Origin of the sequence: Marinitoga sp. 1154, assembly GCF_013363285.1 — a bacterium.
In the GTDB taxonomy this organism is placed as follows: domain Bacteria; phylum Thermotogota; class Thermotogae; order Petrotogales; family Petrotogaceae; genus Marinitoga.
In genome coordinates, this window is record NZ_LBFB01000037.1 from 1 (window position 1) to 11,629 (window position 11,629).

Consider the following 11,629-nt stretch of genomic DNA (forward strand, 5'->3'; position numbering starts at 1 on the left):
CAGAATCATTAGTATTATTTGAATTAGACTTAATAATACCAGCAGATTCGTAAATAATTGGAGGAACCTTAGAAATATCAGAAATCATAGAACTAGGACGACCTTTTTTTGAATGAAACACATTATCGTCATAATTAGAATCTTTATATTTTTTAACCCATCTTGCAAAAACAGAATCTGGAATAGAATACTTTTCACAAATATCTCTTTGAGTTAATGAATCATCAGAAAGATACTCTTTAACAACAGATAACTTAAATTCTGGTTCGTAATTAGTTCGTTTTCTCATAAAAAACACCCCTTTCTTTTTTTCAATTTTATGATATCACTTTCTTATTTTTTGTCCAAATCTTGTAAGGGGTGAATACGTAATGCTACATTGGTTGTATAGAACATTAGACATGCTCGCAGATAATAAAGAAAAGATAGAAAAACATATGTATGATCAAAGGATGAGTTTGTTTAATACAACAGTAGATTTGGTATTTTACGATGTAACAACATTAGCGTTTGAAACACAACAAACAAATGAAATATTACAAATGGGATATTCAAAAGATAAAAAATTCAATGAATCACAAGTAGTATTAGGAATGTCAATAGATCAAGATAAAATGCCAGTGAGTTTTGATATATACCCTGGAAATACATTCGAAGGACATACATTAAAAGATTCAATAAAAAAAATGAAAAAAGAATATCAATTAGGAAAAGTAATAGTAGTAGCGGATAGAGGAATGATGAGTAAGGCAAATATAGAAATGGTAGAAAAATCCAATTATGAATTCATAATAGGTAAATCAATAAAACAATTAAAAAAAATAAATATATTTGAAGGAGAATTTACAGAAATAGCCAAAGGAATAAAATACAGAGAAATAGAATATGAAAATAAAAGATTACTCATAATATATTCAGAAGAACGAGCAAAAAAAGATAAAAAAGACAGGATGAGATTAATAGAAAAAGCAGAAAAAATGATAGAAGATGGAAGTATTGATGCAAAAAGTAAAAGAGGAGCTAAAAAATATTTAAAAGAAGAAACAAAACAAAAATATATATTGGATAAAGAAAAAATAAAAAATGATGAAAAATACGATGGATACTATGGAATAATAACAAACACAAAATTAAGTCCAAAACAAATATTAGAACAGTATCATACATTATGGAAAGTAGAAGAAACATTTAGAACACTAAAAAATTATCTAGAAACAAGACCAATATTTCACTGGACACCAAAAAGAATAAAAGGTCATATTGTAATGAGTTTTATATCTTACATAATACTAAGAACACTCGAATTAGAACTAGAAAAAAACAACATAGAATATTCTCATGAAAAAATAAGAAATGCTTTAAAAAATATGGAATATTCAGAAATAAGAATAAAAGATAAAAAATTTGCATTAAGAGCTAATTTGAGTGGATTTCAAAAAAATATATTAAAGACATTAAAAATAGAAATTCCAAAAAAAATGATGGATTTAAAAGAGTTTAAAAACAAATATCACTAAAAGCCGTATCAAAAGCTAAAAAGAGGGTGGTGTGTGGCTAATTTTGGTTTTAATAAAAAATTAACAATTGATATTTTTCTGATTATTTCAGATTTTTAAACTTTGCTTTGGAATATAAGTGTCAAACTCAGGAAAAAGGAAAGAAGAAAATGAAAAAATTCTTGGTAATGTTGATAGAGAATTCATATATACCAAGCTCCAAGTCTTGAGGTTGCTGAGGCTGCACTTGTAGAATTTGAAAAAATGGGGCAAAACTCACCCCATAGCAGCACAAATATAGAAAAACAATTGGGAACTTGCTTACTTTAAATATTCAAAACCTATTAGGAAGCTGATATATACAACCAATCTAATAGAAAACGTACATTGCCAATTTGGATAGTTCCTTCATTTTAACAAATATACAGATTTCATCCAATCAATTTTTAATCCCTTCCATGTCCTCACAATATAAAATGTAATCTCTGCATTTTCCGAATATTTAATTTTTTTAAGTTCTTCTTTCTTTATTTCTTTATTTATTATATTACCTTTAGAATCTAAATCATAAGATACTAATATTTCATTTAAAAGATGTACGATATATTCCCTCTTAACTTTTTTAATATTTATTTCTGCACCACCATCTGGATTTAAAATATTTTCAATATTTTCATCCAGATGAATATAATATTCTTCCATAAATTTTCCTGATTTTTCAGGTTCTAAAACATATTTTTTCCTTTCTTCTATCATTTTATTCAAATATGCTTTAAAAGAACTTTCGATAGTATTTGAAGAAACAGTATTATCATTAAGAAGACTATCATAATATATTTTGGCATGAAACATTGCATTATAATATTTTTTTAATATATATAATGGATTAAAATATATATTATATATAAATATTATCAGAAAATACAATAACAATCCAAATATAAAATAAAAAAATACTTTAAATAATATATTATGGTTTTTCATACCAAACATTATATATCTCCCCATTTATGTAATTTAAATAATAATTTTCCTTTGCTATTAAACATAATTTTGAAAGTTTATTATAATTTGGAGAATCTTTTATCTCAAGGTTTTCTTTAGTTATAATAGTTCCATCGAGTTTTTCTATCTTAGTACATGATATAAAAAAAGACTAATAAAAATTATTAAAATATACACTCTTACCGTTTTTTCATTCTCTCCTACCCTTCGAACTTTTTTGATTTTATAACTTCCAACTTAACATATAACTATATCTCTAATTCTATTTTTGATATATCTCATCTAAAATACCAATCTCTTCTGCTAATTTCAATGTGTTTTGAACGTATATTCCTCTTATTTGTATATTATTCACCTTTATAATCATAAATATTTATTAAAATGCTTCCATCGCTTAAACCTGTTAAACCAACAATATTTTCTGGTATATCATATATAACCTCCTTTATACTCCACTTTTCGATATCAAATATCACTAATTTTTCATTACTATATATTGCAATATCCTTTTCGTTCAAAAAAGTTACGAAATATGGTTCATCCATTATTATTTCTGGATATAATTTGTCAAATTCTATTTCTTTTATCGTTTTATCTTTGCTATTATAATACTCAATGTATATACCTTCTGTAAAAATCACATCTCCTTTTGTATTTATATCTAATTTAGGATTTCCAATCACATTTTTTATCAAAATATCTTTTTGACTCTTTATATCTAAAATATGAAGTTCAACATTACTGGTATTTTTATTTTCCAAGACATATACTAAAAAATTGTTACTGAGGTTTGTATTATACAAATTTGGAGATGAAAGGTTTAAATATGTTTTTATTAAATTTAATTTTTTATCTGATATCATGTAATTGAAAATTTTCAATTCTATTTTTTCTTTTTTTTCATAATTATTATAAAAAACAATAATTGAATTATTATTTATTGTAAATGGAAAGTCTGATATATAAGAAGGAATTGGTAAATTTTCAATTTCAAAAGCTTTCCATTTATTTAAATTATTTAAGTTTGCAATATAAAAGTTCCTTTTTATAGTGTTATCAAATGTTATAATAGACCCTTCTCTGCCAATTTTTAAATTATCAATGTTCAAATATTCTTCGAATTCCTTTAAATATAAATATTTTAATTTATAATTTTCCACTTTTATGGTTTTAACAAATTCATTTGCACCAGGAATTAAGATATTATAATCAGCAAATACTGAAATAAATATCATAAGTACAATAGATACTAATATATTTTTCTTTTTCATTTTTTTCCTCCTATCTTTAATTCATCCTAAATATCCTTAGGGTGAATATGTATTATAATCCTTTTAATTCAATTTTAGTAATTTCACTAATTTATATTTAGTTCTATCTGTAACTTCTATTTTCTTTTCCAGTTACATACTCCCATGATGTTTCTCCCAACTTTGAACTGTTCAAATAAGACTCTTTCTAATTTTACTTGATAAAAAACGAAAACCACATCTAATACAATTTTTCATATCATTCATTTATTATATATTTTGTAAGAAATATTCCTTATAATATTCTCTGAATTTCATTTCATACCAGTCATTTGATTCACCACCAATTCCATCATTTATACCTATTTCACAATATTTCTTAAGATTTTCCCTATCTTCAATTATTCTATATCCTTCAATTAATGCGTATAAACTGGCTTCATAATGATTAATAGCAAAATATCTATCCGCTGAATCAATATTTTTATTCATTTCTTCTACTTTTTGTTGTTGATTTTCAAATTGTATTTTTAATTTATCAATATACTCATATGTTTTTTCTTTTAAATCTATACTTTTATAGAACCTAATAATATTGATTATATCTATATCATCAAGTTTTCTATTTTTCGTAAATGATTCTATATAATACATAATTTTTTTATTATCCAATTCTTTTACCTGATATTTATAGTAAAAAAAGCTTCTTAATAGATTAAAATATTTATTAGAATAATCTATATAATCAATAAATTTTAATTTGCCTCCTCTAAATGAAAAATGGAAGTATCTTCCACATGATGCATATATTCCATCATTTGCAGCAATATAGATTTCTCCGATTTTCGGTAAAAAAATCACGCTGTGAACTGTGTCAGATCTACATATTGATTGATTACCAAAATCACCTGTATCCATGCTTCTCATAATCTCCACAATATTGTTCGATGAAATATTTTGCTTATTATCTAAATATTTTTCTGCAATAATTTTTCTTGATATTGAACCAGAATAATCTCCTTTTTTATTTTTCAATGCTGTAAAATGATTCGTTGAAACAAGCATTTCTCTACTTTCAATTTTTTCAAAATTTTTTGAATCAAATTCAAACACTACAGCTTTATTATCTTTTCTACTTGAAACCATCAAATTATTTCCTATTGTTCTTTTATTTTTTCTCAATATATTTTCAACATCTGATATATTTTCGGCATTTTCCATAATTATTCTATACAGAATTCCCGTAGAAATACCCTTTGAACTTTGATAATCAGATTCAGAAGTCATAGAACCAAGGCTTATTCCTTTTTCATTAATTCCAGATAATACTCCAACTATTCCAGGCCATGTTAATGAAACAAAATTATTTCCATCATTTATATTATAGACAAATAGAACATTTTGATCCCAAAGTTTATTTGAAAGAAAATAATCAAGATTTCTGCCATGAATTATTTCATTATTAACAGTTTTTTCACCCCACACTGCAATATTGGTACAACCATATAGGTTGAAAATTTCATCGTATATATTTAATAAAAAAATTGTGTCTAGATCTACATTACTTGCTCTGGCAACAGCCGCCATTTCTTCTTTATATTTTGAAGGTGTATTTCTAAAATAATTTTTCATTGTATATCTTATTATAATTTTTTCAAAAAAATTCCTATTCCTCATTTCTTCTTCAAGATAATTTTTCATTTTATTTATTTCGTTCTTCAATGCAAGACCATGATGATAACCAACTTCTGATGGTGTTCCGGATAAATAAACTATTTTTATGTTTCCAACCTTTTTCAACCTATAATTTTTATTATTTATATTTTCAGTTTTATAATTTAAAGGTATAAAAAGATATATTAGAAAAAATATTGCTATAAGAAAAATTATAGATAGAAGATATAAAATTTTTTTCATTTAATTTCACCTTTCATTATGATTATGGAAAATTTGTATGTATTATAGTTATTTTACAAATAATATTATAACAAACAACATTTTTGTCATGCAATAAAAATAATATTAATTTTTAGTAAAATGTTTAAATAATTCGAAAATGTATGGATTACCCCTTAATATAAAAAATCTCCCGCATGAAGCAGGAGATTAATTATTTTAATTATATTTTCATCGCTAATTCAAAGCCTTCAGTTGTTGCGTCTATTATTTGTCCAACTTTTAATGCGTCTCCTATTAAATATACATTATCTAATTCTTTTGATAATTCTTCATATAGTTTATTATCTGGTTTTGTGCCTGCCGTAATTACAATATCATCAAATTCACCTAAAGAAACTTCTTCTTCTTTGGTTTGAACGAATACTTCTTTCCCTTTAATTTCTTTTACCATAGTTTTTGTATAAATAGATATTTTTGGAGCATAATTTTTCTTAAATAATTTGCTTGCCACTATTTCCATTCCTCTTCCAACTTCATCTAACGCCTCAACAACAGTAACTTTCTTGTTTTCTTTAACTAATGCTTCAGCAACTTCTAATCCTATTAAACCTCCGCCAATTATTAATACCCTCTCACCATTTATTTCTTTTCCTTCAAAGAAATCAAAGCCAGTAATGTAATTTTCTAATCCTTTAATAGGAGGGATAAATGGGTTTGCACCAGTTGCCACAATAATTGCATCAAAAGACCTGTTTTTAAAAGTTTCTGCTGTAACTTTTGTATTTGTTTTTATGGTTAATTCTTTTTCTGCTTTTTTTATTAAATCATCTAATGTATCCTTCATGGACATTTTTCCAGGAGATTTATATGCTAATACCCATTGACCACCTAAATATGCATTTTTTTCAAAGATAGTTATATCGTAACCTTTTTTCTTTAAGTATAAGCCAGCAAATAATCCTGCAGGACCTGCTCCAACTATTGCTATTTTCTTCTTATTTTCAATGTTAACAATAAATTCTTTATGTAATTCTGGATTTGCTATACAACCTATTGGTTTTCCTGCTTTTACATTTCCAAGACATCCTTGTAAGCAACTACCACATCTTAAATAATCATCAGAATTTGATAATATTTTATTTGGAAAGTCTGGATCAATAATTAATTGTCTTCCAAAGACTACACCATCTACTATTTTATCTTTCACTAATTTTTTGTATCTTTCATTTTTATGCATTCTACCTGCGGCTATTAATGGCAATGAAGTTAATTCTCTTATTTCCATTAACTTTTTATCCATTATATCTGTTGGTAATGACATATGATTATAATACCATGGAGCTGAATCACATGCATTTCCCCACCCAACATGAATTGCAGAAACATTAAATTCTTCTGCTAGAGCAAATATTGTTTTTAAATCCTCATTTGTTATTCCATTTTCCACAAACTCACTTCCGGAAATTCTGATAAACAAAGGGATTTCGAGTTCTGATGTTATAGAAGATAAGAGTTCTCTGACAAATTTGAATCTATTTTTACCGTATTCATCATCCCTTTTGTTCAGTCTTTCAGAATAAAATTGATGAACTATATATCCGTGTCCAAATTGAATCTCGATTCCATCAACACCTGCTTTTTGAGCTCTTAATGCGTTTTCTTTAAATGCATCGATTATATTTTTTATTTCATATTCTGATAATTCTTTTGGAATTTGACCTGTAGAAGGGCATTTGATTGATGATGATGATAAAACTTCACCTGATGCTTTTGGGTTTGCAGCTCTTCCAGCGTGATTAAGATGTACAATTAATTTTGTTTCGTGTTTATGAAGTGCGTTAGTTAATTTTTTCAATCCTGTTATGTGTTCATCTGTATTTAACATAGTTTGTTTTGGGTGTTCTTTACCTGAAGGTAAAACCGCTATTGGTTCTAAGATAATTGTGCCAACTCCACCTTTTGCTTTTCTTTCGTAGTATGCTATTTGTTCGTCTGTAATAAATCCTGTTTTTGGTGTGGCTAATGCTGTTTTTACTGGAGCCATAAATATATGATTTTTCGTTTCAAAATTTCCAAATTTCAAGAAAAATCACCCCTTTTCTTTTTTAAAATCCCCTATTTCTTCCTAATCCTCTACCCATGCCGCGACCCATTCCTCTGCCTCTACCCATGCCACGCATTGCCGGGTTTTCAGAGTTTGGTCTTATAGCATTTTTAGGACATTTTTCCATACACAATCCACATCTTGTGCAAATGTCATTATTTATGTATGGATAACCATCATTTTTTAAAGTTATTGCTCCTTCAACAGGACATACATTTACACATATTTTACATTTTACACATTCATTTTCTTTTATCCATGGCATGTTATCACCTCCAGGAGATTATTCTACTTCTCCAGCCAGCATATATCTAACTTCTTCTAATGCATCTTCAACTGTTTTTGATTCAACTATTAAAGGTTTGTATCCCCATTTATCGAGCTTTATCATGGAACCTTTTCCCATTGAATTACCTACCCAGACTTTGCAATGACCTAAAAATTCTTTTATTTCTTCTGCCTTTGCATGTAAATGAGTTTCTGCATAAGGATTTTCAATTTCTTCTATTTTTTTAAATTCGTTTCCGTCATAATCATATACAACATATATTTCAGAATGTCCGAAATGTTCATCATTTATATGTATTCCATCTTTTGTTCCAAATGCTATTTTCATTATCTCAACTCCTTAATGTGTTGCACTTTTTACTTTTTCTAATTTTCCATTCTTGTAATTTTCAATTATGTTAGCTAATGTATCTTTTTTTGTTAAATAAACTTCTATTCCTGCAGCTTTTAAAACTTCGAAGGCATTTTTCCCAACACTTTCCAATATTAATATATTAACACCTTTTTCTGCTAACATTTGCGATACTTTTGGCCCCATGCCATGTGCTTCATTTGCTGTGTTTTCTACTATTTCAACAATTTCGTTTTTTTCTAAATCATAAATTACAAAAAGTTCGGCTCTTGCAAACCTATCGTTGCTTAATGAGTCTAATGTTTTTCCTTGTGATGGTATTGCCAATTTCATAATAACACCTCCATAATTTATTTTAATTTTTGCATTACCTTATTGAATATATCTTTAATTGCTTTTGCAGCTGAACTATTTTCATAATTAACAACAGGATTTATTTCTAAGTTTGATTTTTCAACTGTTTCGTCAAAAGGGATTTCACCGAGTACTTCAATTCCATCGCTTATACAGTAATTTATTATTTCTTTACTTACAACAGAGTTTAAATCATATTTATTAATTACAACACCAAAATCTCTTCTAAAATGTCTTACTGTTTCTACAATTCTTTTTAAGTCATGTAATCCTGACGTTGTTGGTTCGGTTACTATAACAACATAATCTGTTGCTGTTATAGATGAAGTTGCAGGACATCCAATACCAGGAGCGCCATCGATTAATACAATATCTTTATTTTTTTCCTGGGCTTTATTCATGGCTAATTTTCTAACTTCTGCTACTAATCCACCAGAGGTTTCTTCTCCAGGGTTTAAATTAGCATGAACAATATCTTTTTCATCATTAAGTGATGAATAATAATATTCTCCAGATAATGCAGTTTCTAGTTTTATAGCATTTTGAGGACAAGCTATAACACATGCATTACAGCCTTCACATGCATATGGATCTACATCATATATACCATTCTCAAAGGTTATAGCTTCAAATCGGCAGATATTTTTACAAATACCACATTTATCGCATTTATTTTGATCTATTATAGCTTTTTTTCCACCATAATAATCATATTTTTCTTTTAATTCACCATTGAACATTAGATTCAAATTAGCAGCATCAACATCACAATCAGCAAGGACTGCGTTATTTAATAGAGCTCCAAAGGAAGAACTTAAAGTTGTTTTACCTGTTCCACCTTTTCCGCTGACTATAACTAATTGCTTCATATAATCATCCCCTTTATGGTTTCAAAAGCCTTTTTGAACTTTTCTTCCCATTCTGGTAAATACTGAGAGAATATTTTTCCTTCTGAATATAATTTTGCTATATTTCTATCAAAAGGTATTTTTAATATTATAGGAATATTTTCTTTTTTAGAATATTCATCTATCATATTTGTTTTGCCTGTATCTCTATTTACAACAATGCCTGCAGGTATGCCCATTTCTTTTACTAAATTTACAGCAAGTGCTAAATCATGTAGGCCAAATGTTGTTGGTTCCGTCACTAAGATAGCAAAATCTGTGTTTCTTAAGCTTTCCACCACAGGACAAGATGTTCCAGGTTGTGAATCGATTAATACAATATCTGCAGATCTATCTATATGCTTTTTTAATTGTCTTATAATCCTTACACCTGAAGGTTCCCCTATATTTAAAAGACCCATTCCAAATTTTAAATTTTCATTTATTTTTCCTAATTTTATTTTACCTATACTTTTAGGTTCTTCTTTAATAGCATTTACAGGGCAAACCATAGCACATGCTCCACAACCGTGACATAGGCTTTCAAATACCATTGTTCCTGTTGGAAATACAGAAATAGCACCAAACTGACACGCTTTAGCACATTCCCCGCATTTTATACATGCGTTATTATCAACTATAGGTAATAAAATATCTACACTTTCCTCTTTTTCAAAGTTTATATCAAAAAACAAGTGATCATTTGGTTCTTCAACATCAACATCTAATAACTGAACATTGTATATTTTTGATAGCGTGTATGCTAAATTGGTAGAGACAGTTGTTTTACCTGTTCCGCCTTTTCCACTTAATATAGTAATTTTCACGTTTTTTTCCTCCTGTTCAATTATTCATATATATTATACCACTATATATACAAAAATGATATATTATATTAAATACTTATAAAAGAGGGTTGGAAACCAACCCTCGATTAAAATATTTTTACCACCAATTTCTTCCGTGTCCCCTACCAAAACCTCTACCATATCCGGCGGCAAAACCTCTACCAAAACCGCGTCCCATGCCAAAACCTCTTCTGAATCCATAAAATGCATTATTAAAAGGTCTCACCCATCTATATACTGGTGAAACTGGAGCAATATATCCTGGATTTGCACATGGCCCCAATCTTCTTCCGACTGGTCCTGTTCCCATTGGGCCTGTTCCATCAAAGCCTGGCATCACCTTTCACCCCCTTGAGAATATCTATCAAGTTCTCTTAATCTTTCTTCGACAAAACGCATTTCTTCTTCAAGATATCTCTTATAATCTAATAACATAGCTTTTTCATCTGATGGCCTGTAATATTCGTCATAATTTCCTGCGCCATATTCAAAGCCTCTACCAAAACCACGTCCCCTACCAAAACCTCTTCCAAATCCTGCTCCCATTCTTCTTCCCATACCATAACCATGTCCCATTCCTCTACCGAATCCTCTTCCGTATCCATAATTATCATCATAATATGCCATGTCATTCACCTCCGTTTTCTATATGTTTTTTATATATACGTCTACTTTTATTATATACATAATACATATATATGTCAACTGTTTAGATGAAATTATTGTAACATTTTTTTTATTTTCAATAATTATATGGTATTGCAGATACGATGTCTAAAAAGTCAAATTCACTCAGGCAGCTCGATTGCTTATCCTTAAAATTATTCATTCTCAGCCGTCGTTCAGATTTTTCATCCATGAAAAAGCTTCACTCAAAAAAACGTCCTGTTTTTTTTGACGGCTTACATTCATAATTTTAAGGGTGTAAATGGTAAAATAAAAAAGAACAAAAAGAGGAAAATAAAAATGAACAAAAATGTACAAAAAGGATAAAGAAATAATGGTATCCTTCTATTTCGGAAAGGAGGATACCAAAGATGGAGAAAGTAAAACAACAACTAGAAATAATAAGGATGATGGGAATGAAACCAAATTTTTCTGAATTAGGAAGAATATATGGATATGACAGAAGAACAATAAAAAAAT

Annotated in this window: 13 protein-coding genes and 1 pseudogene; 2 read left to right on the forward strand and 12 right to left on the reverse strand. The window is 27.9% G+C overall.

Annotation, left to right across the window (positions count from 1 at the left end):
• The coding region (locus XO12_RS10615) for a transposase (RefSeq protein ID WP_175420178.1) at window positions 1–289 on the reverse strand (289 nt) is incomplete at its 3' end.
• Between the two features lie 82 nt (window positions 290–371).
• Here XO12_RS10615 and XO12_RS10620 point away from each other — a divergent pair.
• Window positions 372–1,517 (forward strand): IS1634 family transposase, encoded by a 1,146-nt coding sequence (locus tag XO12_RS10620; RefSeq protein WP_175420294.1) that lies wholly within the window; start codon window positions 372–374, stop codon window positions 1,515–1,517.
• A gap of 238 nt (window positions 1,518–1,755) precedes the next feature.
• Window positions 1,756–1,875, forward strand: a pseudogene (locus tag XO12_RS11410) (IS256 family transposase); the annotation flags it as partial.
• A gap of 29 nt (window positions 1,876–1,904) precedes the next feature.
• Here the strand turns inward: XO12_RS11410 and XO12_RS10625 are convergent.
• The 11 genes from XO12_RS10625 to XO12_RS10675 form a co-directional block, all read right to left on the reverse strand.
• Window positions 1,905–2,489 carry a hypothetical protein gene (locus XO12_RS10625; RefSeq protein WP_175420295.1) on the reverse strand — a complete coding sequence of 195 codons (585 nt, stop codon included), beginning with the start codon at window positions 2,487–2,489 and terminating at the stop codon, window positions 1,905–1,907.
• A gap of 359 nt (window positions 2,490–2,848) precedes the next feature.
• Window positions 2,849–3,772: a hypothetical protein gene (locus XO12_RS10630; RefSeq protein WP_047266744.1), complete on the reverse strand. Its 924-nt coding sequence runs from the start codon at window positions 3,770–3,772 to the stop codon at window positions 2,849–2,851.
• Window positions 3,773–4,021: 249 nt separating this feature from the next.
• Window positions 4,022–5,668 (reverse strand): C45 family peptidase, encoded by a 1,647-nt coding sequence (locus XO12_RS10635; protein ID WP_047266743.1) that lies wholly within the window; start codon window positions 5,666–5,668, stop codon window positions 4,022–4,024.
• Window positions 5,669–5,870: 202 nt separating this feature from the next.
• Window positions 5,871–7,733, reverse strand: coding sequence for an NAD(P)/FAD-dependent oxidoreductase (locus XO12_RS10640; protein ID WP_175420296.1), 1,863 nt, complete (start codon window positions 7,731–7,733; stop codon window positions 5,871–5,873).
• Window positions 7,734–7,755: 22 nt separating this feature from the next.
• Window positions 7,756–8,019, reverse strand: coding sequence for a 4Fe-4S binding protein (locus XO12_RS10645; RefSeq protein ID WP_047267954.1), 264 nt, complete (start codon window positions 8,017–8,019; stop codon window positions 7,756–7,758).
• Between the two features lie 18 nt (window positions 8,020–8,037).
• Window positions 8,038–8,370 (reverse strand): NifB/NifX family molybdenum-iron cluster-binding protein, encoded by a 333-nt coding sequence (locus XO12_RS10650; protein ID WP_175420297.1) that lies wholly within the window; start codon window positions 8,368–8,370, stop codon window positions 8,038–8,040.
• Between the two features lie 12 nt (window positions 8,371–8,382).
• Window positions 8,383–8,727, reverse strand: coding sequence for a NifB/NifX family molybdenum-iron cluster-binding protein (locus tag XO12_RS10655; protein ID WP_175420298.1), 345 nt, complete (start codon window positions 8,725–8,727; stop codon window positions 8,383–8,385).
• A 17-nt stretch (window positions 8,728–8,744) separates the two neighbouring features.
• Window positions 8,745–9,617 (reverse strand): ATP-binding protein, encoded by an 873-nt coding sequence (locus XO12_RS10660; protein ID WP_175420299.1) that lies wholly within the window; start codon window positions 9,615–9,617, stop codon window positions 8,745–8,747.
• Window positions 9,614–10,462, reverse strand: a complete 849-nt coding sequence (locus XO12_RS10665) for an ATP-binding protein (protein WP_047266738.1) — start codon at window positions 10,460–10,462, stop codon at window positions 9,614–9,616. The genes XO12_RS10660 and XO12_RS10665 overlap by 4 nt, the downstream gene beginning before the upstream one ends.
• Before the next feature lie 118 nt (window positions 10,463–10,580).
• Window positions 10,581–10,820: a DUF5320 domain-containing protein gene (locus tag XO12_RS10670; protein WP_047266737.1), complete on the reverse strand. Its 240-nt coding sequence runs from the start codon at window positions 10,818–10,820 to the stop codon at window positions 10,581–10,583.
• Window positions 10,820–11,110 carry a DUF5320 family protein gene (locus tag XO12_RS10675; protein WP_156166200.1) on the reverse strand — a complete coding sequence of 97 codons (291 nt, stop codon included), beginning with the start codon at window positions 11,108–11,110 and terminating at the stop codon, window positions 10,820–10,822. Before XO12_RS10675 ends, XO12_RS10670 begins: the two co-directional genes overlap by 1 nt.
• Window positions 11,111–11,629 lie beyond the last annotated feature (519 nt).

Excerpts from the sequence above, each read along its gene's own strand:
- XO12_RS10675 (WP_156166200.1), bottom strand. The coding sequence starts at position 11,110 with ATGGCATATTATGATGATAATTATGGATACGGAAGAGGATTCGGTAGA.
- XO12_RS10660 (WP_175420299.1), bottom strand. The coding sequence starts at position 9,617 with ATGAAGCAATTAGTTATAGTCAGCGGAAAAGGTGGAACAGGTAAAACA.
- XO12_RS10630 (WP_047266744.1), bottom strand. The coding sequence starts at position 3,772 with ATGAAAAAGAAAAATATATTAGTATCTATTGTACTTATGATATTTATT.
- XO12_RS10650 (WP_175420297.1), bottom strand. The coding sequence starts at position 8,370 with ATGAAAATAGCATTTGGAACAAAAGATGGAATACATATAAATGATGAA.
- XO12_RS10670 (WP_047266737.1), bottom strand. The coding sequence starts at position 10,820 with ATGCCAGGCTTTGATGGAACAGGCCCAATGGGAACAGGACCAGTCGGA.
- XO12_RS10645 (WP_047267954.1), bottom strand. The coding sequence starts at position 8,019 with ATGCCATGGATAAAAGAAAATGAATGTGTAAAATGTAAAATATGTGTA.
- XO12_RS10655 (WP_175420298.1), bottom strand. The coding sequence starts at position 8,727 with ATGAAATTGGCAATACCATCACAAGGAAAAACATTAGACTCATTAAGC.
- XO12_RS10625 (WP_175420295.1), bottom strand. The coding sequence starts at position 2,489 with ATGTTTGGTATGAAAAACCATAATATATTATTTAAAGTATTTTTTTAT.
- XO12_RS10635 (WP_047266743.1), bottom strand. The coding sequence starts at position 5,668 with ATGAAAAAAATTTTATATCTTCTATCTATAATTTTTCTTATAGCAATA.
- XO12_RS10620 (WP_175420294.1), top strand. The coding sequence starts at position 372 with ATGCTACATTGGTTGTATAGAACATTAGACATGCTCGCAGATAATAAA.